Source organism: Corynebacterium sp. HMSC074C04 (genome assembly GCF_001838295.1).
Taxonomy (GTDB): domain Bacteria; phylum Actinomycetota; class Actinomycetes; order Mycobacteriales; family Mycobacteriaceae; genus Corynebacterium; species Corynebacterium amycolatum.
Genome location: NZ_KV836270.1, coordinates 252,363 through 275,343, shown reverse-complemented (window position 1 = coordinate 275,343; position 22,981 = coordinate 252,363). Strand labels below are relative to the sequence as shown.

15 protein-coding genes, 1 other RNA gene and 2 pseudogenes are annotated in these 22,981 nt (G+C 59.9%); 10 read left to right on the top strand and 8 right to left on the bottom strand.

Features of this window, described 5'->3' with window-relative positions; genetic code table 11:
• The first annotated feature begins 269 nt into the window (after nt 1-269).
• The gene (locus HMPREF3011_RS02415) at nt 270-851 is read left to right on the top strand and encodes a GtrA family protein (protein WP_038625967.1); all 582 of its coding nucleotides are present in this window, start codon (nt 270-272) and stop codon (nt 849-851) included.
• Here HMPREF3011_RS02415 and HMPREF3011_RS02410 read toward each other — a convergent pair.
• Together HMPREF3011_RS02410 and HMPREF3011_RS02405 are read right to left on the bottom strand one after the other, a co-directional pair.
• Nucleotides 848-1,351, bottom strand: coding sequence for a low molecular weight protein-tyrosine-phosphatase (locus HMPREF3011_RS02410; RefSeq protein WP_370547223.1), 504 nt, complete (start codon nt 1,349-1,351; stop codon nt 848-850). The genes HMPREF3011_RS02415 and HMPREF3011_RS02410 overlap by 4 nt on opposite strands.
• A gap of 68 nt (nt 1,352-1,419) precedes the next feature.
• Entirely contained in the window at nt 1,420-2,100 is a 681-nt protein-coding gene (locus tag HMPREF3011_RS02405; protein ID WP_070841097.1) for an HAD hydrolase-like protein, read from the bottom strand.
• A gap of 35 nt (nt 2,101-2,135) precedes the next feature.
• Here HMPREF3011_RS02405 and cobC point away from each other — a divergent pair, with 35 nt between their 5' ends.
• The 5 genes and pseudogenes from cobC (at nt 2,136) to rnpB (ending at nt 6,489) form a co-directional block, all read left to right on the top strand.
• Nucleotides 2,136-3,269 (top strand): aminotransferase class I/II-fold pyridoxal phosphate-dependent enzyme, encoded by a 1,134-nt coding sequence (gene cobC, locus HMPREF3011_RS02400; RefSeq protein ID WP_070841096.1) that lies wholly within the window; start codon nt 2,136-2,138, stop codon nt 3,267-3,269.
• A 69-nt stretch (nt 3,270-3,338) separates the two neighbouring features.
• A complete protein-coding gene (locus HMPREF3011_RS02395; RefSeq protein ID WP_070841095.1) occupies nt 3,339-4,526 on the top strand; it encodes a Nif3-like dinuclear metal center hexameric protein in 1,188 nt (395 codons plus the stop codon).
• Between the two features lie 5 nt (nt 4,527-4,531).
• Nucleotides 4,532-5,275, top strand: a complete 744-nt coding sequence (locus tag HMPREF3011_RS02390) for a zinc ribbon domain-containing protein (protein ID WP_070841173.1) — start codon at nt 4,532-4,534, stop codon at nt 5,273-5,275.
• Between the two features lie 24 nt (nt 5,276-5,299).
• A pseudogene (locus tag HMPREF3011_RS02385) lies at nt 5,300-5,965 on the top strand (histidine phosphatase family protein); the annotation flags it as partial.
• Between the two features lie 59 nt (nt 5,966-6,024).
• An RNA gene (gene rnpB / locus HMPREF3011_RS02380) (RNase P RNA component class A) lies at nt 6,025-6,489 on the top strand.
• 11 nt (nt 6,490-6,500) lie between these two features.
• On the opposite strand, the gene HMPREF3011_RS02375 is transcribed toward rnpB, so the two are convergent.
• Nucleotides 6,501-7,664 (bottom strand): galactokinase family protein, encoded by a 1,164-nt coding sequence (locus HMPREF3011_RS02375; RefSeq protein ID WP_038625952.1) that lies wholly within the window; start codon nt 7,662-7,664, stop codon nt 6,501-6,503.
• Nucleotides 7,665-7,940: 276 nt separating this feature from the next.
• Between HMPREF3011_RS02375 and HMPREF3011_RS02370 the strand changes: the two genes are divergently transcribed.
• A complete protein-coding gene (locus HMPREF3011_RS02370) occupies nt 7,941-8,144 on the top strand; it encodes an SPOR domain-containing protein (protein ID WP_016423068.1) in 204 nt (67 codons plus the stop codon).
• A 12-nt stretch (nt 8,145-8,156) separates the two neighbouring features.
• Here HMPREF3011_RS02370 and HMPREF3011_RS02365 read toward each other — a convergent pair whose 3' ends face one another.
• Both HMPREF3011_RS02365 and panB read right to left on the bottom strand, forming a co-directional pair.
• Nucleotides 8,157-9,983 (bottom strand): CYTH and CHAD domain-containing protein, encoded by a 1,827-nt coding sequence (locus tag HMPREF3011_RS02365; protein WP_070841094.1) that lies wholly within the window; start codon nt 9,981-9,983, stop codon nt 8,157-8,159.
• A 161-nt stretch (nt 9,984-10,144) separates the two neighbouring features.
• On the bottom strand, nt 10,145-10,954 hold the full coding sequence (gene panB, locus HMPREF3011_RS02360) for a 3-methyl-2-oxobutanoate hydroxymethyltransferase (RefSeq protein ID WP_224786587.1): 810 nt from the start codon (nt 10,952-10,954) through the stop codon (nt 10,145-10,147).
• A 140-nt stretch (nt 10,955-11,094) separates the two neighbouring features.
• Here panB and HMPREF3011_RS02355 point away from each other — a divergent pair.
• From HMPREF3011_RS02355 to HMPREF3011_RS02345, 3 genes and pseudogenes are all read left to right on the top strand, one after another.
• Nucleotides 11,095-12,434: pseudogene (locus HMPREF3011_RS02355) on the top strand (glutamine synthetase family protein).
• A gap of 56 nt (nt 12,435-12,490) precedes the next feature.
• The gene (locus HMPREF3011_RS02350) at nt 12,491-15,673 is read left to right on the top strand and encodes a bifunctional [glutamine synthetase] adenylyltransferase/[glutamine synthetase]-adenylyl-L-tyrosine phosphorylase (RefSeq protein ID WP_070841093.1); all 3,183 of its coding nucleotides are present in this window, start codon (nt 12,491-12,493) and stop codon (nt 15,671-15,673) included.
• 98 nt (nt 15,674-15,771) lie between these two features.
• Nucleotides 15,772-17,994 (top strand): hypothetical protein, encoded by a 2,223-nt coding sequence (locus HMPREF3011_RS02345; RefSeq protein WP_070841092.1) that lies wholly within the window; start codon nt 15,772-15,774, stop codon nt 17,992-17,994.
• 29 nt (nt 17,995-18,023) lie between these two features.
• Here HMPREF3011_RS02345 and HMPREF3011_RS02340 read toward each other — a convergent pair whose 3' ends face one another.
• From HMPREF3011_RS02340 to thrC, 3 genes are all read right to left on the bottom strand, one after another.
• Entirely contained in the window at nt 18,024-19,451 is a 1,428-nt protein-coding gene (locus HMPREF3011_RS02340; RefSeq protein ID WP_052155536.1) for an MFS transporter, read from the bottom strand.
• 77 nt (nt 19,452-19,528) lie between these two features.
• Nucleotides 19,529-21,313 (bottom strand): thiamine pyrophosphate-binding protein, encoded by a 1,785-nt coding sequence (locus tag HMPREF3011_RS02335; protein WP_224786586.1) that lies wholly within the window; start codon nt 21,311-21,313, stop codon nt 19,529-19,531.
• Nucleotides 21,314-21,446: 133 nt separating this feature from the next.
• Nucleotides 21,447-22,895 (bottom strand): threonine synthase, encoded by a 1,449-nt coding sequence (gene thrC, locus HMPREF3011_RS02330; RefSeq protein ID WP_038625932.1) that lies wholly within the window; start codon nt 22,893-22,895, stop codon nt 21,447-21,449.
• Between the last annotated feature and the right edge of the window lie 86 nt (nt 22,896-22,981).

Genomic DNA, 22,981 nt, shown 5'->3' with positions numbered 1-22,981 from the left:
TACCCGGTGCTGTGGCTGGCACCAGAGCGGCTGGCACTAGAGCGGATGGCACTGTTGTGGCGGGTGGGCAGTGGCACCTGTTTTAAAAGTGCATACCAAATGAGCACAGTGCTGATGAGGTGATGAGGGGGAGGAAAAGGCTGATTGCCGTGAGGGAAATCTCGCTTTCACAAGGATTCACCTGCGCGGAGATTGAGTGAACTTCGGGTAAAGTTGTTTGAGCGTATTTGACGGGGAATCTACCCGGGATAGATGGAAAGAGAGGTGTCGTGGTGGGCACGCAAACAGCGAAATCTTCGCCTTCACGTCGCTTCAGCACAGTCTCGCGCCAGTTCATCAAGTTCGGTCTGGTCGGCGGCACAGGTGTGGTTGTCAACCTGATTGTCGTGATCATTGCCCGCAAGTTGGGTCTCAGTCTGGGCACCAATGAACACGACGTGTTTTTGAACCTGTTCGGAACACGGTGGAATATCCGTTACTCCCACGTCTATGCAACTCTGGCGTTTGTCGTGGCTAATATTTGGAACTTCCAGCTCAACCGGTCCTGGACTTTCCGAACTGACAATCGCCCGAACTGGTTTAGACAGTTCTTCCCGTTTTTATTTGCAGGTATCTCAGCACTGATTGTGAACCTGGTTGTCATTACGCTGCTGACTAACCCCACCTCGCCGCTGGCACTGCCAACGGACATTTTCGACGACTCCACCGGTTTTAGGAACCGCCTCTACTGGGCAAACCTCATCGGTGTCATCTTGGGCACGCCCGCTAACTTCATCTTGAATAAGATTTGGGCGTTCCGAAACCGAGGCAATGCCAATAAAACAAAAGAAAAGGTTGTTTTGAAACCTTAACGTTCAGAGGCCAGCGCCAGAGTCTCACGCAACCATGCGATGATGCCCGGCGTCGCGGCCTCAATTTCGTTTCGAGTGCGGACGAACCCCTCCGGGCCACCGTAGTAGGGATCGGCCACGACGGCACCCTTCGGGGACGCCGGGTCGAAGGAACGCAGCAGGCGAATCTTTTCTTTTGGCACGCCAGCGCGGAGTAGACCATTGATGTGCGATTCATCCATGGCGATGAAAAGCGTTGCATCCATGTGCTCATCGCCTAGCTGTGCGGCGGTGTGATTTGGGTCGTAGCCGGCATTTTCCAGCTCGGCTTGCGCCCGCTCGTCGGCGGGTTCGCCGACATGCCAGCCGCCGATTCCGCAGGAGGCGAGCAGGACATCGTCGGCAAGCGCATTGGCTTCAACTGCGTCACGGACGATGATTTCAGCCATGGGGGAGCGGCAGATATTTCCGGAGCAGACAAACACGACGTACACGGACTCAGTACGATGCGACGAGTTCATAAGCATAATAGGCAAAACCAAACTTCTCGGAAAATAAAAATAGGATTGTCACTAATCGTTGACGAGTCTTAAAGATACAGCATTTCCCGCACAACACGATTCAGGTCCCCAGGCGACGACGCCACCGCCGCTGCCGATGCCCACTCAGATTCTGAGCCGTAGCCCCATTTAACAGCGATGGCGGGGATGCCGAACTGTGCTGCGCCCTCAAAATCATGGATGCGATCGCCGACCATTACGACCGAACCACGCGGGCGCACTGCTTCATCGGGTTCAATGCCCAACTCCTTGAGCGTGTACTCAATGACCTCAGTCTTTGTCTGCCGTGAGCCGTCGTCGCTGGCGGCGCCGATGAAGTCAAAGGCGTCGAGAAGTCCGAAATTGTCCAGGGTCTTGCAGGCGAAGTACTCGCCCTTGGAAGTCGCAGTGGCTAGCTGTACCCCTGCTGCCCGCCAATCGCGCAGGAGCTCCGGCCAGCCGGGGAACATCTCGGCACGCTGCCAAGCACCGGCGTGTTGATGCTCCATATACACAGCGAAGGCTCGGTCGACCTGTTCGTCGGAAAGCCCGAGAGATGCGAGTGTTTCCACCATTGGCGGCCCGGGAATCGTGTTGATAAAGCTCTCAGGCCGAAGTGGGCGGTCAATTTCCTCCAATGCAAGGCGAAATCCATGTGCGATTGCGGGGAGAGAATCGGCGATGGTGCCGTCGACATCAATAAGGACAGTGGGGCGATGGCCAGTGGACATATTGTTCATCCTAAAAGGTCATTAGGCTGGATGGCATGTTAGACGACCCGCTGCGCTATCATGGCGACCAGGCCGCCCATGGCGCTGACCTGGACTTTGCCGTCAATGTCCACGGCACCACACCGCAGTGGCTACAGCACTCGCTGGCCACGTCCCTCGGAGAACTTGCCGCGTATCCGTCGGCGCAGCTCGATGCCGACGTCCGCGCCGCCATCGCCGCCAACCACAATCGCAGCGCCGACGAGGTACTGCTTCTCCACGGCGTCGCCGAGGGCTTCTCGCTCTTGCCTCACTTGGGCTTGCCCGCCACAATCGTCCAGCCGCAGTTCACCGAACCCGAAGCCGCCTTCCTCGCCGCAGGAGTCGAGGTGGATTCGCTGGTACTGCCGTCGCCGTACACGCTCATGCCTACGCTTGCCGACGTCCACGAGAACGCATCCTTCCCGCATTCCCAGCAGCTTGAAGGCCGGATGGTCATCATCGGCAATCCGACCAACCCCACCGGCGTTGCTCATTCAGCGAATGACCTGCGGGGGCTCGCCAGCCGTTGTGGAATCCTGGTCGTGGATGAGGCGTTTATGGACGTCGCCGATGGCGAGATTATTCGGCGGTGCTCGCTAGCCGATTGCAGGCCGGGGGAAGCGAACAGAATCCCCGATAATGTCATCGTTTTCCGCAGTATGACTAAGACCTGGGCAATCGCAGGTCTGCGCTGCGGTTACGCACTCGGTCACCCGGAGCTCCTGGCACAGCTGGCGCGACGGCGTCCGCACTGGCCGCTGGGCACGTTGCAACTTACCGCTATGGCGGAAATCGCGCGTCGTGAGGAAGAGCTGCTATCAGAAATTCGTGCCGAGATTCGTCAGCAGCGCGAGTCTATGACCCAGCTGCTAGTGGCCGTCGGCTGGCAAGTGTTGGATTCCGAGGCTCCCTTTGTCCTGGCGCGTCCGGGAGGTGACCGGAGTTCTCACGATGGGCAGGGTGCTGCGGAGGTTGACGTCGTCAAGCATGAGCGTCTGAGACAGCGGCTCGCTGCGCGCGGAGTAGCCGTGCGGCGTTGCGACACCTTTGCCGGCCTGGACGGTTCGTGGTGGCGGCTGGCCGTGCGGGATGACGCGAGTGTGCGGCGGCTTGTTGCGGAAGTAGCGGATTTGCTGTCGCAGAACTGATGCGGTGGGGCGGAGTTCACTACGCTGGAAGAGAAGCTGGAGAGAAATGCATGTTGAAGGGATGGATGTATGACGGACTCTGCGCAGACCCGTGCCGAGGGCAATAACTCGGTGGTGACCGTTGCCGACGTGCGTACGGCGATGGACGCGGCCTACCCGCCGGCACTGGCGGAGAGCTGGGATAAAGTTGGCCTGATTTGCGGTGACCCGCAGGATGAGGTGCGTCGCATCGCGTTGGCGCTGGACTGCACTGACGAGGTCGCAGATCGCGCGATTGCCTCCGGTGCTCAGATGCTCGTTGTGCACCATCCGCTGCTTCTGCGCGGTGTGAATTCCGTGGCGGCGGATACACCGAAGGGTCGGATTATTCATAAGCTGATTCGGGCAGGTGTAGCTCTCTTTGCAGCGCACACTAACGCTGACAGCGCACGACCGGGTGTCAATGACCAGTTGGCCACGATGCTCGGAGTCGAACCGGGTGCGCCGCTAGCTCCGCAGCCGGCTCCCGGCTTGGATACCTGGACGGTGAAGGTTCCGGCAGATCACGTCGATAAGGTCGCGCAAGCCATGTTTGAGGCGGGCGCGGGCACTATCGGCGACTACGACAGCTGTGCGTTTCGCATTAACGGCCGCGGCCAGTTCCGCCCGCTGAGCGGGGCAAATCCCTTCATCGGCGCCGAGGGGCAGGTCGAGTATGTCGAGGAAGTGCGCCTGGAGATGGTCGCACCACGGTCCATGCGCGCGGCGATTGTTAAGGCTCTCGTTGCAGTGCATCCGTATGAGGAACCGGCATTCGACATCGTGGACAATCAGGCCACCGGTCCGGACCCGCAGCAGGCTGTGGGCATTGGGCGAGTGGGCACGCTAGATACGCCGATGCCATTTAAGGACTTCGTTGCGCGTGTGGCTGAGCGTCTGCCTGCAACGGCATGGGGCGTGCGCGGCGCAGGCGATCCGGAGCGGATGATTCGTACGGTTGCCGTTGCATCTGGTTCGGGCGACTCTTTCCTGGACACTGTGGCGAAGATGGGCGTCGATGCTTTTGTTACCTCGGACCTGCGGCATCATCCTGTAGATGAGACGCTGCGGACCGCGGACTTCTGCGTCGTGGATACGGCCCACTGGGCCAGCGAGTTCCCCTGGTGCTACCAGGCCGCAGACATGCTGGCCGAGAGGCTCGGGGTCGCGACCGAGGTCCTTGAGGTGCGCACCGATCCCTGGACAGTGGCAGAATCGTCGACACAGGCAAGGAAGTGAAGACCATGAGGCTTAGTCCACAAATCCAAGTGGCGATGTTGGAAAAGGCGGAAAACCAAACTCTGTTGGATGGGCTCACCGCCCGCCAGAACGTTCTGCCCGAGCGTGCCGAGTTGCAGGAGCTGCGCAAAAAGCACAGCCGTCAGGCCAGTGAGGCAGCGCGCTCCAAGCTCAGCGCCTCCGATATTGGCCGCGATATTGCCAAGCTGGAATCGGACATCAACAAGCTGAAGGCTCGCGAAAAGGCAGACCGTCTGTCGCTCGGTGCCACAGAAGACGCATCCACGCGCCGTGACCTCGAACACGACCTGCGCTCCACCGAGCGCCGCCGCGAGCGCGCTGAACAGGAACTCCAGCAGTACGAGCGCATGCAGGAGGCCTATCAGGTCGACGCTGAGCACGAATACGACGCCGACGAGGCGCACGATGACATCGTCGCCGCCAAGCAAAGGCTTAACGACGCCGAGGTTGACCTCATTGCGCGCATTTCCATCGCTGAGACCCGAATCGAAGAGGCTGACAAACTCATTGATGGTTCGGCAGCCAAGCTTTACCGTCGTCTAGCGCTTGCTAACGGCATCCCTGTTGCACGCCTGAACGGGCGCACCTGCGGTTCCTGCTTCATGGAGCTCGATGTCGGAACCGTGCATGAATTCACCACGCTCGCGCCGGAAGAAGTGACGTTCTGTCCTGAACGTGGCGCGATGATCGTGCGTGCGGAAACGCTGGGAGCAGTGAAAGGCAAGTAAATGAGCCAGGCTGCAGACAAGCGCGATAGCGCGCCGGGCTGGACGGGTGCGACCACGGACCCCACGCGGCTGGTGCTGCTGCGCCATGGGCAGTCGCCGATGTCGATTCGCCGGGAGTACTCGGGAAGTCGTTCGAACCCCGACCTGACGGAGGTCGGCAGGCAGCAAGCGGCAGCGGCGGCACGGCACCTCGTAGAGCTGGTCGATAGCGGCAACATGAATTTCTCTGCCATTGTGGCCTCTCCACAGCGTCGTGCACAGCAGACCGCAGAGGCGGCAGCAAATGCGCTCGGCCTGGATATCCACGTTGACGAGGACCTGCGGGAGACCGACTTCGGGCAGTGGGAGGGCATGACTTTCTCCGAGGCGCACAACTCCACCCCTGAGCTGCACAGTTCTTGGCTCGCGGACCCGACCGTGGCGCCGCCGGAGGGGGAGGATTTCCGCTCGGTCGATAGCCGAGTGGGCGCCGCGCGTGAGCGCATCGCTCAACAATTCGGTGCCTCTGATGTGCTGGTAGTCAGCCATGTCACGCCAATCAAGTCGTTGCTGCGCCAGGGGCTCGGCTGTGGCTTTGAAATCTTCACCCGCCTGCACCTGGACCTGGCCAGCCTCTCCATCGCGGAGTTCTACGCAGATGGGCCGACATCAGTGCGGCTGATTAACGACACCAGCTACCTGCGTGGTTAGCAGCCCGGTACGGCGGGTTATTTGAATTGCGGTTGTGGCGGGTACACTAACCATTCGAGCGAGCCGGCCGGGTGATCGCGGCAGTTAACGGAACCGGACGCCTCTTTTACAGAGTGTGTCCAGGCCGCTGTCGAGGAAAGTCCGGACTCCACTGGGCATGGTGGTTGCTAACAGCAACCCAGGGTGACCTGCGGGAATAGTGCCACAGAAAATAGACCGCCGGGCGCACAGCCGATGTCTTTGACGTAAAGCTGTGGAGATCCGGTGAGGGTGAAAAGGTGCGGTAAGAGCGCACCAGCGGGGCAAGTGATTGCACCGGCTAGGTAAACCCCACCAGGAGCAAGGCAAAATCGCGCATGCTTCGTCGTGCGTGTGCGCGAGTGTTTGAGGGCTGCCCGTCCGATACTCGCGGGTGTGCTGCTTCAGGCTGTCAGCAATGGCAGACCGAGATGGATGATCGCCACCCGGCGCTTTCCGAAAGGAGCGCCGAGGGACAGAATCCGGCTCATAGGCCGACTCGTTCACACAAGCTTTTTTACTCGACCACCGCGCCGGCCGAAGTGTTCTCCACGCGGATGGTCTCGGAACCGCCGTCGTTAAGCGCGGAGGCAATCCGATCGGCGTCGTCGACGTGGGACCACATCACCAGCGACGCGCCCGGGCACGGCGCGCAACGGGCAATCTTCTCACAGTCGATGGTGTCGGTCAGCTCGGCAATCTGCCCCAGTACAGAGCTTGCCGACGGCGCGGAGCCACGCTCACTGACATCGCGCGAAACCCCTGCGATGGCTGCTTGAATATCGCTGTGCCGGATGTGACCGATGACTGCGCGGGCGCGGTCGGAGGATGCGTCGGCATCGTCAAGCCACTGGATGGCGCGGCCGATGGTGGGGATGTTTTCGTCGTCCGGGTGCACCTCGTGACGAGCGCGTACCCAGTCCGCGACCCGCTCCTGTGCGTCGGGGAGGCTAGCGAGAGTCGGCACGCCGAAAGCAGCGCAGGCTTGCTGGAAGAACTCGTAGCGCTCTTCGTCTGGCGAACCGCCGGTGACATCCGGGGAGTAAGCGATAGTCAGCGCCAACGACTGTGGCAACGCCGTCTGCGTGACTGCCTCGTCGGAGTGGTTGATGCACAGTAGACTGTCCGGGCGGCTGCGCAGTGCCGTGGTGTAGGGGTACAGCGGCCACGACTGGCCCTTTACCTGCACCATGGTCTCGTGGATAGCGGTGGCAATACGCGTGCGGGTAGGTACATCATCACGGTCGCCAAAACGCGCATTGAGAGCCAGCGCGAGTGCACACTGAATTGCCGGAATCTCTCCAAAACCGCGACCTGGCGCGATAGTGGAGGCAATGGTGACCTTCAGGCCATTGCTGTTGCGCGGAACGAGGTGCAGCGAGTGCTGCAATGCGACGATGGTAGCCGCGACAGCGGTCGGCACCTGCGAAAAAGCGGCGGGGACGCTGTCCGGGAAATCCATCTTGGTAGTTTCGCGCTTGTACACGACAATGAGCTGCTGCTCGTCGATCTCTTCAATACCGACCGCGGCATAAGCTGGAATGGCGGTGGTTAGGAGCATGCCGCCGGAGGACGCGCAGTCCTCACCCAACAGGTTGATGGAACCCGGGGCGTATGCAACTGAAGCATTAGAACCGACGGCATCGAAGACGTCGTTTACGACAGCGGGTGCGGCGGGCATGGGTGAAACCTCTCCAGAGATCGGACTCATAGTGCTTGTGTGCAGTGTTTGTATTCAGCGCTCGGATTCAGCGCTTGTGTTCTAAGGTGAACAATTCCGTCGATAATACCCGGCTCGGGGGACAGTGACAAACCTATATACTGGGATTTTATGTCGCCGCAGCGCACATGGCAGGCAAAGGATTGCCTTTCTGCAAGCTTGCTTATGGGCGGAGTTAGCGGTGGCACAACCGCTTGATAACTCGACATGTTTTCGATGTGGAAGAGGAGAAGAATCGTGAGCGACAACAGCAGTAAGTGGTACTACCAGCCATCGACAGGCACGGTGTTTCAGGGGAAGAAAACCGGTTGGGACGACCGAATGGGCCCTTATGATTCCGAAGAGGAAGCCCGCGCTGCCATGGAAAAAGTCGCCGAGCGCAACAAGGCGGCCGACGACTGGGATGAAGAAGATGATGACTGGGGCGTAGCTGAGAAATAAGGCTCTACGCGTTTAGGCCTTCTTGCCCTTCTTAATCTTCTTTTCCATCTTACGGAAGGCCTTGAAAACCTTTGCCACGGCATCGTCGTACTCAGCCAGGGCCTTCAGGCCGTCGTAGTACTCCATCTGGTAAAGCACGCCGTAGCCGAAGGCGTCCCTGCCCGCACGGGAGGCACGCTTAGCGCGAGCCAACACGAAGTCACGCGCAGTACAGGTGTCCTGGAAGTCACCGAGAACCGACTGCAGGTTCTTGCAGGCAGCGTAGAGCTTCTCGGTCGACAGGTCCGCGTTCTGAGCAGCTTCCGCGCTGTAGCGGAGCTTCTTCGCAGCTTTGCGGACATCGTGGTAGCGCTCGTCCAAATCTGCCTCTGGAAGGTCAGCATCCTCTCGGCCATCGAGTACCAGGTTGTGGCGACGACGGAACTTCGAAAACGCGCTGCGCAAGTGATCGAGCAGCACCGCAGTGGTGTCGAGTTCCTTCGGTGCCTTTACCTTCTCCGGCTCGGCCTTGTCTGAGGTCGTGGAAGCAGCTGCATCGGCGGCAGCAGCAGTATCAGTCTCAGCCGCGACCTCGGAGTCAGCTGCCGAAGCATCCTCGGAGGCTGCGGCCTCCGCGTCGTCGACAAGCGAATCATCCTTCTTCTTGGACTTCTTTTCCCCAGCCTCGGCCTCTTCCGAGTTTGCGGCGATTGGCGGGTTGGCGAGGAACTCATCGAGATCGTCGAGAAGTTGCAGGTACTCGCTGGAATTGAGTGCGAAAATGACTCGCTGATGAGCGCGGTCGTAGTCCTTCTGGACATCCTCGACGAGATTCGCACGCAGCTCCTCGCCTAAAGCGGCGCTTTCGCGATTGGCCAGCAGCTCCTCCCAGCGCATAGCAACGACCTCTGCGTCACGGGCCACACCGAGAACACCCGCCAGCTGCTTGAGGTTGCTCTCCAGCTCAGCGACCTTATCGCCCACGACAATGCCGTGGAAGGTCTGCATGTGACTGCGCAGCTCACGAGTGGCGACGCGCATCTGATGCACCGAGTCAAATTCATCGCGGCGTACCTTCGGGTCGTACTCGACCATCTTGGCCACGTTAGCGGCCAGCGCATCGACCACGGTGCGCCCCGGCGTGCCCTTCGGCAGCTTCGCTGGAGTCGGCGGCAGGGGAGCAGAATCGATGGAGTCACCCAACGCCGTCGCCAACTTCGACGGGCTTTCCGACGGCACGGCACCAGCCACCTCAGCGACCTTGGACATCGCTGCCATTACAGCCTTGCCGTCCGGGTGATCTGCCCAATCCCCCAGAAGCTCAATCTCCCACTCGCGCCAGGTGGTGGTTTCTCCGCCGTCGAGGAAGGAAGTCGCCGTGACGTGGTCATCCGCGAACTCCGCCATGGGAGTGCCATCGAGGGCAAACACCGTGGTGACGTGGCGCTCATTGTCTACCTGCGCGATTGGTTGCAGCGGGTGATTGCGCACAATTGCGCGGACAGGGGCAAGCAACTCGGTGGGCACGACGTAGTCGGCGTCGCGGCCTTCACCGTTAACAGAGCCCTCTTCCAGGTCAACGCCATATTCGAGGCGACCGCCGTTGCCCGGCGCCTTCAGATGCCAACCCTCATCGGGGCCGCCGGTGCGGCGACGCAGGGTGTGCTTGGAACGGGTCAGACGCAGGTCCGCCGTGTCCAGATAAATCGCGGAGAGATTTTGCACCTCAGTGGTGGTGGAGCCAACCTGTGGAACGAAATCGAACGATGGGGCTACCACCTCTGGGGTAGCTGAGAACTTAGATTCCACCTCCAACGCCGCAGTTGGAGTTTTGGACTTAGAACCAGACTTAGATGCCATAAGCACCAATTCTACCCCCGAATCGAAGAACCCTTAAGTTACGGATGTCTGGTTTTCGTATTTGATTGCCTGGACTGGGCGGTGCCCTTAGACGTAGACGGGGGCTGGGCGGGGCCTTTAGACGAAAGCCCAGTCCAAAAAATCGGCTCACCCCAGGGCGGTTAACCCGAGAAGTTCTGTGCCTCAGTTGGGAACTCGCGGGAGTGCACCTGGTCGACATACTGCTTAGCTCCCTTGGTCAGCATCTCGCCGACCTCTTCGAACACCGAACTAAACGACGGCCTGCGGCCATCGGCCGGAACTGCAAAGGCATCTTGCCAGACGAGAACCTGGCCATCGCACTGGTTACCAGCGCCAATGCCACAGGTTGGGATGGATAGATCACGGGTAATCTCAGTGGCCAAATCTGCAGGCACCATTTCCAGGACCACGGCCGAGGCACCAGCATCGGCTACCGCGTGGGCGTCGGCACGTAGCTGTTCCGCCCCCGCACCGCGTCCCTGTACCTTGAAGCCGGACAGCGCGTTGACGGACTGCGGAGTGAAACCGATGTGTGCCATAACCGGAATGCCGGCGTTGACCAGCGCACGGATGCGCGGAGCGATGCGCACGCCACCTTCGATCTTGATCATGTGTGCGCCGGTTTCGCGCATCATCTTCGCGGCGGACAGCACGGCCTGCTCATCGGAGGCCTCGTAAGTGCCGAAGGGTAAATCGGCAACCACAAGTGCGTTGCCAGCGCCTCGGACGACACCGCGAGCAAGCGGAATCATTTCTTCCAGCGTGATCTCGGTGGTGGTGTCGTAGCCGTAGACGACGTTTGCTGCAGAGTCGCCGACCAGTAGCAGCTCGACACCGGCGGCGGAAAAAGCGCGCGCGGTGGAGTAGTCGTAGCAAGTCAGCATTGCCCAGGGGCGAGACTCAGCCTTCCATTCGGCCAGATTATTCAGACGAATCTTTTTTCCGCTCATGCCAATAGAGCATGCCATAGTCACACGCAATCCGAGACCACGAGGGCAGCAGTTATGACGCGGGTGGGGCAGTTGGCTAGCCACGCCGAATGGTCAAAATGCGTACCGCGAATCCGGGCACCTGGGTAACGTTGGAAAGTATGAACAGTCAGCGGGAATTCGTCCTCCGCGCAATCGAAGAGCAAGATATCCGCTATATCCGCCTCTGGTTTACTGATATTTTGGGGTATCTGAAGTCCGTTGCCGTCGCTCCGGCTGAGCTTGAGGGGTCCTTCGAAGAGGGCATCGGTTTCGATGGCTCCGCGGTAGAGGGCTTTTCCCGCGTCTCCGAGGCTGACACCATTGCGCAACCGGATCCTTCGACGTTCCAGGTCATGCCACGCCTGCACAAAGAAGACACAATCACGTCCGCGCGCATGTTCTGCGACATTGTCATGCCCGATGGTCAGCCGTCGTGGGCAGATCCACGCCAGGTGCTGCGCCGCCAAATTAAGGCGCTTGCCGACGAGGGCTTCCACGCGTTCATCCACCCGGAGATTGAGTTTTTCCTAGTAGAGAGCCTGGCTACTGACGGAAAGCCGCCGGTGCCAACGACAATGGCGGTTACTTTGACCAGGCGGTCTACGACCGCGCTCCCCGCTTTCGCCAAGAAGCGATCACGGTGTTGGAAGACATGGGAATCCCCGTGGAGTTCTCCCATCACGAAAACGCGCCGGGCCAGCAGGAAATCGATCTGCGCTACGCCGATCCGCTGACTATGGCGGATAACGTGATGTCTTTCCGCTACATCATTAAGCAGATTGCAATGAAAAATGGTGTGCAGGCGACATTCATGCCGAAACCTTTTCAGGACTTGCCGGGCAATGGCATGCACACGCATATTTCCCTCTTCGAAGGGGACACAAATGCATTCCACGATCCGGATGATGAAAATCAGCTCTCCGACACCGCAAAGGGCTTCATTGCTGGCATTCTGACTCATGCCAGCGAAATCTCCGCTGTGACCAATCAGTGGGTCAACTCCTACAAGCGCACGGTCTTTGGTGATGAAGCTCCGACGTCTGCGACCTGGGGCATGGCCAACCGCTCGGCTCTTGTGCGTGTTCCCATGTACTCGCCGGGCAAGGCGCACTCGCGCCGGGTGGAAATTCGTTCCCTGGACTCCGCATGTAACCCATATCTTGCGTACTCGGTAATTTTGGCCGCCGGTTTGAAGGGAATTAAGGAGGGCTACCAGCTGCCGGAGCAGGCAGAGGACAACATCTCGGAGCTGACCAAGCGGGAACGCCGTGCGATGGGCTACCGCGATTTGCCGACGTCCCTGGAGGTGGCGCTGCAGGAGATGGAACGCTCCGATTTGGTGGCCGATGCTCTCGGTGACCATGTCTACGAGTTCTTCCTACTCAATAAGTGGCGCGAGTGGCGCGAGTTCCAGCGTCAGGTGACGCAGTGGGAGCTGCGCACAACCCTGGATTACTAATTTTCCCGAACCGCTACCTACCTTTTTCGTCTTTAGTTTTTGGGTGACCAGTTTCAATGGTGATGAATCGACCTCGCACATCCCGCCAGTCAGTGCCGCGGCCCGCAGCGCTGGGCTTGCGTAACGACGATCGGACGCGCGCTGACCTGGAAGATTTGGGGTGGTACAACGAGGAGTCCCTACAGCTGTTGTGGGGGCTTGCCGGAGCCAGCGACCCCAAGCTGGCGCTCGTGGCACTAGTGCGGCTCAAAGGCGCTCTCGACGAGCTGGAGCAGGATGGAAAGCTGGAGAACTGGGCCACCTGGTCTGGCCTCGATGAGGCCATGCGTGAGCAGGTTCCGCTGCGTACGCGTATGTTTGCGCTGCTCGGGGGATCGAGTGCACTGGGCGATCACCTGGTTGCGCACCCAGAAAAGTGGATTCTGCTCCAAGCTGAGCTTCCCACTGAGGCAGACATGTTCCGCGAGATGCTCTCCAGCGTTGGGGCTGTGCCCGAGGTCATCGAACTCACTGATGAGGCCAGTCTGGAAAAGCAGGAGGAACCGGAGTACCGCAAGCCGGTCGTTGCGCCCGCCACGCTTGAAGGCCCCGGTTTGTACCGTGCGAAGCTCACCGGCCGTGAGGCCGAAGTTGCGATGCAGTGCGCCTACCGCGACTTGATTATGCGTATTGCGTGCCACGACTTGGCTGGTACGTACCCACGGGGTCCCCGCCGCCCTGGACAGCCACAAGTCCCATTCCGTCAGGTCTCGGAGGCACTCAGTGACTTGGCGGATGCAGCGTTGACGGCTGCACTGTCTGTGGCTGTTCAACAGGTCTTTCCTTCCGCACCGGTCTCAACACGCCTGGCCGTAATCGCCATGGGTAAGTGTGGTGCGGAAGAGCTGAACTACATCTCCGATGTGGATGTCATTTTCGTCGCAGAGCCGGCGGATGCCCGAGCTACTCGTCTAGCCAGCGAATTTATCCGGATTTCTTGCCACTGCTTCTTTGAGGTCGACGCGAATCTCCGCCCGGAGGGCAAGTCGGGTGCACTCGTACGCACCGTGGATTCCCACGTCGCTTACTACAAGCGCTGGGCTGAAACCTGGGAGTTCCAAGCGTTATTGAAGGCGCGGCCGATGACAGGCGATGTCGAGCTGGGCCGCGAATACATCGATGCTCTAGCCCCGATGGTGTGGACCGCCTCTCAGCGAGACTCTTTCGTCGACGACGTTCAACGCATGCGCGCCCGCGTGGTACAAAACGTCCCCGAAGAGCTTCGCTACCGAGAGCTCAAGCTTGGACGCGGTGGTCTGCGTGATGTCGAGTTCGCGGTGCAGCTGCTGCAGTTGGTCCACGGTCGCTATGACGGTAGCCTCCGCGTGCTGCCAACTGTGATGGCACTCGATGCACTTGTCGAGGCTGGCTACATCGGTCGCGAAGACGGTGCCGCGCTGATTAACGCCTACGAATTCATCCGTCTGCTGGAGCACCGCCTGCAGCTGCAGAAGATGCGACGGACGCATTTGTTGCCCGCCGAGGACGACACCGAAGCTCTTCAGTGGCTCGGTCGAGCCTCTGGCCTCGGCGGTGAGGGCGGCACCGATGCCAGCAAACCGCTGGCCAAGCAGGTTCGACTGGCCAGCTCGCAGATCCGCTCCCTGCACAACAAGCTTTTCTACCGTCCACTGCTGAACTCCGTGGTGGAGCAGGACATTGGAACCCTGCAGCTATCGGCCGATGCGGCAAAGCGCCAGCTGGCCGCGCTGGGCTATCAGTACCCGGATCGCGCCTACGAGCATCTTTCTGCGCTGGCGGCAGGCACCTCGCGCAAATCGCGTATTCAGGCGATGCTCCTACCTACGCTGATGGAGTGGCTATCTTCGACGCCAGATCCCGACGCGGGTCTGCTCAATTATCGCAAGCTCTCTGAGAAGCTCCACGACGAAACCTGGTTTCTGCGAACGCTGCGCGATGAGGGCATCGTCGGTCAGCGGCTGATGCGCGTGCTCGGTTCTTCGCCCTACGCGTCTGATTTGATTATGAGTGCGCCGGACGTAATTAAACGGTTCGGCGACGGTGCGTCCGGGCCGAAGCTACTGAATACCGACTCCGATGCAGTCGGGCGTGCGCTGGTCGCAGCGGCTGCCCGTCACAACAGTCCAGCTAAGGCCATTGGTGTGGCACGTGCGTTGCGCCGTGCAGAGCTCGCGCGCATTGCCTCCGCGGATCTCTTCGGGCTGATGGATGTGCAAGAGGTCTGTCACTCTCTGTCGATGGTGTGGGACAACGTGCTCGAAGCTGCCCTCGCCGCCGAAATCCGTGCGTGGTCGCTGGAGCATCCTGACTCGGAGGTTCCGGGCGTTATCTCCGTGATTGGTATGGGGCGACTTGGCGGTGCTGAACTGGGCTACGGCTCCGATGCCGACGTGATGTTTATCTGTGAACCTCGCAAGGACACCGAAGGAACGCCGCTTGTCGACGATTCCGAGGTGGTCAAGTGGGCAACCAGGATTTGTGACTCGTTGCGTCGTCGACTGGCAAAGCCAAGCCAGGACCCGCCACTGGAGGTCGATGTGGACCTGCGTCCAGAAGGACGCTCGGGCCCGATTGTCAGGACCCTGGATTCCTATGTGACCTACTACGAGCGCTGGGGTGAAACCTGGGAGATTCAGGCACTGCTACGTGCTACCTGGATTGCCGGCGATAAAGACCTCGGCACCCGCTTCCTCAAGGCCATCGATTCGCTGAGGTACCCACAGGGCGGAGCTGATGCCAAGATGGTCCGCGATGTCCGTCGTATGAAGGCGCGTGTTGATTCGGAGCGACTGCCGCGCGGCGCTGATCGGCGTACCCACACCAAACTCGGTTCCGGCGCACTGACCGATATTGAATGGACTGTGCAGCTGCTAATCATGCTGCATGCCCATGAAGTGCCGGAGTTGCACAACACTTCGACGCTGGAGTGTCTGGAAGTGCTGAAAAATCGCGAGATTCTAGATGCGGAGGATACCGACGCACTTCGGGATGCCTGGCTGATGGCGACGAATGCTCGTAATGCGCTGGTGCTCACGCGTGGTAAGCGTACGGACCAGCTGCCACAGCCGGGGCGTCAGCTGACTCAGGTCGCAGGTGCTGCAGGATGGGATGCATCGGATTCCAACGGTTTTATTGAGCACTATTTGCGTCTGACTCGCCACTCCAGCCGTGTCGTCAATCGCGTGTTTTGGGGTGAGGAGAACCCCGACCACGAGTAGCCCGGGCAGAGGTCTGCCGAACCTTGCTGCGAGGCTCATTATGCGGCAGCGGGGTGCAGCCTTTGTCTTAGCACGGCGACCGGGCATAATGGTGGGCTATGGAACGCAACGTCGATTACTCGGTACGCCCTAGGTATGAGGATTTCATTCTCAACCTCGATGGCACTGACCTGCGTTTTTTATTGAGCCGCACGTGTCCAGCAGCTGACACCTCAGCTGCTGGACAAGAGGCGGTGGAATTGCTGATGTCACAGGATTCAGCGCATACGGCGCTGTCTTTTTGTGATCCCGATGTTCTCGATGTGGCTCACTTAGTTCATATTCTGGAGGATTCCGCATCGCTGGATACCCTCGCAGAAGTGGCCTATTGGGCATCGGATGCGGACGTGATGGCACACGATACGCCGAAGGGTGTTGACCGCAAACGTCGTCGCGTCGGCAAGCAACAGCTTGAGCATGTGCTACGCCGTGGCCAGCGCCAGGGGCTCGTGTGGGAGGAACCGGCGGGCGTGTGGCATGTGCCGCCACATATTTCGGAGGTGTTCCCGGCGGAACCGAGCCTCAACTTCCGCGTCGCCGACTTGGTGGCGAATATGCCAGCGGATGTGCTGAGTCGTCGTATGGAGCGCATGGGGCTGGAGCCGGATAGCGCGCGCGGAGAGGGCGCACCGCGAGCTCTGAACGCCAGCGATTTGACGGTGCGCAATTTGCAGGCTCGCCAGGTGGAGCAAGTTGCAGGCTTCCTCTGCGATCCGGTGAAGGTGCGGGCGCTGGTGATGACAGCGCCGGTGGATATTCGCAATGAGCTGCGTTGGATGGCAACCGACGAGAAATACTTGCCCTCCTACATGTGGTCCGAACTGCGTGCCGACGCGGTGCGATGGGCCGAAGAGCGTCTGCTGCTGACTGTGGTTGAAGAACCGGCGATGCCGGTATTCGAGCAAGAGGCGGAAGCACACAACGGGCCGACAGAGGTTGCCCGTCTGGTGGGCGCAGTAGCGTTGGCGCTCAAGGGCGACATGTGGTCGATTCGTAAGCCGCATCCGACGGAGTCTTTCCCGGCAACGCTGGAGTCAAAGGAGTTGACCGAAGCTTCTGTGGCTGCGGTGGCGTTTGCTTCGGCGTTTATGGATGCTGCGGGCAGCGGCGACGGGCGCCTGAAGGACCCGTTGCACATGTATGAGGAATCGAGCCTGCTGTGGATTCAGGACTTTGCAGCATCAATAGGCGCGAGCGGTTTCGCGGCGCCCTGGATTGTGGAGATGCTGGTCAACGCGGGACTAATTCACGCTGACAGCGGGCATCCGACTCCGCGTGCACTGCAGTACTGGTACAACGCCGATGCCTCGACCCGTTGGGCGTATCTCGTGGCGGGCTTCCTCGTTGGTCGCGGTCCGTGGCACGGTGAGTTTCCGTGGGTGACGGTGGGTGTCGATGATTTGTCGCATGCCACCCTTGCTTACGGCTACCCGTTTGCCGCACGTGAAGTAGTGTCGCTGGCCGCGCAGCTGGAGGAAGACCAGAAGTTCTATGGCTGCTGCGTCGAAGGGCATATGGCTTGGAATGTCGACAACCTCTGCGCTCGCAACGGCGCTGATGGGGACGCGATGGTCGGTTGGCTGCTGGAGCAGGCCGGCATCTTGGGCATTCTCTACCATGGGCACGCCTCGTGGCAGGCCATGGCCATCATGTATGCCTTGCACGACATTTGGCTGACTGATCAGCATGTCGGAGCTCAGCGTATCGCTGAACTTATCGCTGAGTATGCCGCTGGCCAGGTGCCGACGGCGGAGGCAGTCCAGATTGCCCGCCTGTTCAAGGATGCAGCGCCTAACGAGCGTCTGGCTGCCACACTGGATGGCGTCGCCAGTAATCAGGTTGCCCTCGCGCTGGACTTCATCGGTGACCGCGAAACCTGCGCGGAAACCTCCCGCTGGATTACTTCCGAGGAGAGCCTGCGTCGCGCATGCCTCGCGGTTGACGGTGACGTTGATGTCCTGTTTTCCCAGCTGGGGCCACTGGTCAATAGTTCTATGAAGCTGGTCATCTACGCCGAGCTAGTCCGCATTACTAAGACCGAGAAGTTGCAGGAAATGTATGAGCGTGAGGCCGTAGAACCAACGCCTTCGCTTGACGACGCCCCGGAGAACGCAGCCCCCGAAACTGACACCGGTGAGCGCGTTTCCCATGGTGCTCAGACCGATGGCAGCGAACGCACGGCGGATAGCGGCCACGCAGACACCTCTGAGCAAGCGGACGACTCGGAGGACTCGGACGACTCGGAGGGGCTGGAAGGGCCAGAGCAGCTTTCGCTGTTCTAACCAATCTGTCTCTCGGCTTCCTGTAGTTCCTACTCCGTAGGTTCCAGCTCAAAACGGCTCTGCTGGGCGACAAAGCGTGCCGCCGCACGCTTTGCGACCAGCAGGCCAACGAAACCAATCGCCCACACACCGACGACAGCCAACCAGCCAATGCGGAAGGTTTCCCAGGTGTAGTTTCCATCGGGAGCTGCAATATCCAGCAGGAAGCCGACACCTTGTGCGGCGAGCATGGTGGCCACAAAACCGCCCATATTCGCCAGCCCAGTGCCGGTGGCGAGTACCTTGCGATCGACCTCTTCGCGCACTGAGTCGAAGCCGAAGTTGGACATCGCACCAAGACCGGCCATGAGGATGTTGACCACGATAATTGCCCAGTACGCTGGTGGGGTGCTCGGTGCCAGGAACACAATCCAGACGGCCATGTTGATAAACGCGATTGCGACAACAACCTTGATGCGGTCGCGGCCGGTGCGTGCCGATACCATGCCCATCAACGGCCCGGCGATAATTACTGACAGCGTGTTAATGACCAGCACGACACTGGCCTCGGAGGGCTTAAGCCCCATACCCAGCATCATCAGAGGCATGCCCCACAGCAATGTGAAGATGCACTGATGCATCAAACCAGTCCAGTGCGTGAAGAAACCCTGCCAGCACACCGGGTGAGTGGTCACAGTCTTCAGCGTCTGTCCGATTGTCAGCTTCTCATCGGCTGTGGCAGAGGCTCCGCCATCAGCAGCCGTCTTCGCGGACTTTTTGGCGGCGCGGCGTTCACGAAGTGACATCCTCGCTGTGGAGGAGTTCTCCGGGACGTCGGCAAGCGCGATCATGCCTACGATGGCGATGAGAAGACCTGCGGTGCTCAGCGACAGGAACGCGGGTACCCACCCTGCGGCGTGCAGAATCGCGAGGAATGGGACAGCAGAGATGAACTGACCGAGCTGGCCAAGACCAGCCGTGAGCTGTGTGAACAGCGGAGTGACGCGCAGCGGGAACCATGCGGGAAGCAGGCGCATAGCACCGAGGAATGCGGTGGCATCGCCGGCGCCGATGAATACACGAGCGATGACAGCCAGCGGATACGATGTCGTAAACGCGATGATGACCTGGCCCAGCGCCATGATCAGTGCGCCCACGACCATGGTTTTCTTGGCGCCGACGCGGTCAATGATGATGCCCGTCGGAATCTGCGCCAGGGCGTAGACACCAACCTGCACGGCGGTGAACAGCGCGAGTTGGGAGGCGTTGATATGGAAGCGATCGAGCGCCTCGACGCCAGCGACACCCATGGAGGTGCGGCCGACGATGGCAACGATGTAGGTAATCAGCGCCGCCAGCCAGACGGCAATCGCGCGGCCAGTGACGTGCTCGCGCGGGTCCTTTGCCACCGCGGTGGAGGGCTGATCTGTTGATGAAATCTGATCTTTACCGTTACGCTGCTTTACCACTCGCCACATTGTAGACCCCATCAACTAACCGGCCTGAAGTGGGGTCGCACCGGGGGGCTAGGTGACCCGATCATGCTCGCGGCAAACTACCTTTGTGCCTTAGCCAGAACTTCCTTCACGAAGTCCGCAACCACCAGCCGTGAGACCTTGAAATCAATTACGGCAACGGAAGCCTCATCGGAGTTGGAAACGTCATGGAAATAAGCGTCGAGCTGGGCAAAGTCTTCAGGTTTGCCGACACTGAAACCGTGAGCGCCATAGGCGCACCCGACTGCGGCGAAGTTGTAGTCGGCAATCTCCATGGACGAGGTGTCCAACCCGACATCGCCAAACTGGTGCAGCTCCGCGCCGTAGGCAGCATCGTTAATGAACACCACACAACCGCCACGACCACACCGCAGCTGCTCGATCGCCGCAGGTAAATCCGCAATACCCATCGTGCCGCCACCGTCACCGGCGACTAGCACGCAATAGTCCTCGGGCCGTGCCGCCGCGAGGCCGACAAGCGAGCCCATGCCCAAACCAATTGACTGAATCGCCGTGCCCACAATCACTTGCTGCTGCGGACCAGGTACATCGAGATACTTCGGAACCCATCCCAGGAAATGGCCACCGTCACTACACACAGCGCGCTCATTGGGCAGGATACGATTTAGATACTGCAGGCACGCCCGCGGATCCAACCGGCCATCCGCGCACGTCAGCGACTCGACCTGCGCTGTCGTCGGCAGTGCCTTCAACTCCGCACGCCATGTGCTTGACGACGATCCCAGCGTCTCACCCATTGCGCTATCTTTGGCTGTCTGCGCCCGAGATTCCAGGGGCTTCTCCAGCTGCTCTGCCAGGACGGGCAGAAGTTCCTCCAACTTAGCCAATAGCGGTGTCACCGATGGCTGAGCGGCGGGATGGGGCTCGTCTACAACCTGGATAATTTTCGCGTCCGGTGCAAACATGTTGCCGCCACGGTTTTGGAAAGCGTTGAAGCTTGCTCCCAGGAACAGCACCATATCGGCCTGTCGAGCTAGTTCTACCTGCCACGTATGCGCAAAACCGCCCACGGTGCCGATCTGCCACGGGCTGGAAAGCACATGACGAGCCATCGCTGAGTGCATAAACAGTGCCCCTACACTGTCCCCGATGCGGCGGACTAGCTCGGCGGTATCGGAGAGTAGCACACCTCTACCAGCAATAATGAGAGGGCGACGGGCAGCCTGCAGTTCCTCTGCCAGCGACGTGACAGTTGACTCTAACCATTCTGGTCTGCTGGTGTGTAGATGCTCCTGGTTAGCTGACTGTGTTTCAGACGCAGATGTCGTTATCTGTGCTTCTTGGAGGTCATAGGGGAGCAGCAGCACGACAGGCTGCCGAGAGCTCAGTGCGTGCTGGACTGCAAAGTTTGCGTCGTCAAGCGCGGACTCGGGAGTAACAGTGCGATGGCAGACGTCGAGGGCGTCGAGGAGCGCCGCCTGATTGAGGTCAAAGGGGCGGGGGCGTTCCGGGTGCGTGCCGACGACAAAAATAAGCGGGATACGGGCTACGCGAGCCTCCGCCAGAGTGGTTAGCGCATTGGTGAATCCTGCGCCACAAGTGGCGGTCGCGATAGCAAGCCCTCCGCCTGCGCGGTGGAAGGCATCGGCGGCCCCGACAGCAGCCGATTCGTGTCGGACGGAGGAGTAGCCGAATCCCGATTCAGTAAGGGCTGACGTGAAGTGGGAGTTCGCATTGCCGATGAGACCGAAGCAGTGGTCGCAGTGCTGGGCCAGTGTGTCGGCCAGCGCCCGCGAGACCGTTGTGGTCTTTTGGGAACCTTCCCGCGGGGAAGACGCGGGCGCGTGGGGCATAGGACGGCTATTAACTCGAGTGAAACTCATGTGAACAATTGTGAGGTAACCACGGGGGTAATAACAGCCCTATAGCCCAAGATAATGCCGTTTGCCCTTAAAAAAGAGGGCACTATTCCACATCGCTGCTGCGCGGATGGGGGGGCGTTGAGCTAGATCGGCTTTAAGCCACGTTGTCGTCGATGAATTTCTTCACCACATCGACATCGTTCGGAAGCTCGGTAACGCGGCGTGGGGCATTTATGATGTCCGCGAAACGCTCCGGACAGTCCGGCTCGCGGCCGGTGGCTTCCAGGATGGTCTCGGAGAATTTCACCGGCAGGGCGGTCTCCAGGCAGACAATTGGGGTGGATACCTGGTCTACCAGGCCGCGGGCGACGTGGATGCCGTCAGCGGTGTGCGGATCGACCATGACCTCCAGGCGCTCCCAGCAGTCCTTGATGGTCTCGACGCGGTCAGCGTGGGTGGAACGACCGGAGAGGAACCCGTACTTGGCAGAAGCCTCCGGGAAGATTGGATCAGCAGTAAGAGAGAAGCCGCCCTCCTTGACCTTGACACCAAAGAGGTCTGCAGTCCGCTCAGCATCGCGCCCCAGCAGATCGAAGATGAAACGCTCGAAGTTAGACGCGCGGGAGATATCCATCGATGGGGAAGAGGTCGCCTGTGTCTCCGCAGCGCTGCGCACGCGGTAGCCGCCCGTGTGGAAGAACTCATCCAAGACATCGTTTTCATTGGTAGCCACAATCAGGCGGTCAATTGGCACACCCATCTGACGTGCAATATGACCAGCGCAGATATCACCGAAGTTGCCGGTCGGCACACTGAAGCTGACCTTCTGCGAGTTATCGGCCTCAGCACCGTTGCCGCCAGTGACACGAATCCACGAGGAGACGTAGTACACAATCTGAGCCATCAGGCGAGCCCAGTTGATGGAGTTGACTGCGCCAATGTGGCGGCTGGCCTTGTAATCCAAGTCGCCGGAGACAGCCTTAACGATGTCCTGGCAATCATCGAAGACACCGTCGAGGGCGACGTTGTGAATGTTGGCATCCTGCAGACCAAACATCTGAGCCTGCTGGAAAGCGGTCATTCGACCAGCCGGCGTTAGCATGAACACGTTGATTCCCTCACGGCCACGCATTGCGTACTCGGCCGAGGAACCCGTGTCACCAGAGGTGGCGCCGAGGATATTCAGGGTCTCGCCACGACGAGCCAGCTCATACTCGAAGAACTCACCGAGCAGCTGCATCGCCATATCCTTGAATGCCGCTGTGGGGCCCATGGACAAGTGACCGATGTAGAGCTGATCTTCCAGCTTCGTCACCGGCACAATATCCGGATCGGAGAACTTCGGGTAGGTGTACGCCCGTGCACAGATACCGCGCAAATCCTCCAGCGGAATGTCGTCCACAAAAAGGCTGACGACCTCTGCAGCCAAGGCTGCGTAACCGTCGTCGACAAGCACGGAGCGCCAACGCGTCAAAGTGGCATCGTCAACCTGTGGGTACTCGACCGGCAGGTAGAGGCCGCCGTCGTTAGCGAGACCTCCCAGGAGAATGTCTGAGAACTTGTGCGGCGTGCGCTCTGGGTCGCGAGTCGAAATGAAGTCCAAGGCGGGCCCCTTACATGTATGCCAACACCCGCCGCATCGGCCTATAAGAAGGCCTTGTGAAAGATTGCGGCGGGGTTGACCGGTGG

What these genes read in the sequence shown, in the direction of transcription:
- HMPREF3011_RS02340 (WP_052155536.1), bottom strand. Translation starts at nt 19,451, where the DNA reads ATGTGGCGAGTGGTAAAGCAGCGTAACGGTAAAGATCAGATTTCATCA.
- HMPREF3011_RS02375 (WP_038625952.1), bottom strand. Translation starts at nt 7,664, where the DNA reads ATGCCCGCCGCACCCGCTGTCGTAAACGACGTCTTCGATGCCGTCGGT.
- HMPREF3011_RS02345 (WP_070841092.1), top strand. Translation starts at nt 15,772, where the DNA reads ATGGAACGCAACGTCGATTACTCGGTACGCCCTAGGTATGAGGATTTC.
- HMPREF3011_RS02395 (WP_070841095.1), top strand. Translation starts at nt 3,339, where the DNA reads ATGACGGACTCTGCGCAGACCCGTGCCGAGGGCAATAACTCGGTGGTG.
- HMPREF3011_RS02410 (WP_370547223.1), bottom strand. Translation starts at nt 1,351, where the DNA reads ATGAACTCGTCGCATCGTACTGAGTCCGTGTACGTCGTGTTTGTCTGC.
- cobC (WP_070841096.1), top strand. Translation starts at nt 2,136, where the DNA reads ATGTTAGACGACCCGCTGCGCTATCATGGCGACCAGGCCGCCCATGGC.
- HMPREF3011_RS02390 (WP_070841173.1), top strand. Translation starts at nt 4,532, where the DNA reads ATGAGGCTTAGTCCACAAATCCAAGTGGCGATGTTGGAAAAGGCGGAA.
- HMPREF3011_RS02365 (WP_070841094.1), bottom strand. Translation starts at nt 9,983, where the DNA reads ATGGCATCTAAGTCTGGTTCTAAGTCCAAAACTCCAACTGCGGCGTTG.
- HMPREF3011_RS02405 (WP_070841097.1), bottom strand. Translation starts at nt 2,100, where the DNA reads ATGTCCACTGGCCATCGCCCCACTGTCCTTATTGATGTCGACGGCACC.
- HMPREF3011_RS02335 (WP_224786586.1), bottom strand. Translation starts at nt 21,313, where the DNA reads ATGAGTTTCACTCGAGTTAATAGCCGTCCTATGCCCCACGCGCCCGCG.
- panB (WP_224786587.1), bottom strand. Translation starts at nt 10,954, where the DNA reads ATGAGCGGAAAAAAGATTCGTCTGAATAATCTGGCCGAATGGAAGGCT.
- HMPREF3011_RS02350 (WP_070841093.1), top strand. Translation starts at nt 12,491, where the DNA reads ATGGTGATGAATCGACCTCGCACATCCCGCCAGTCAGTGCCGCGGCCC.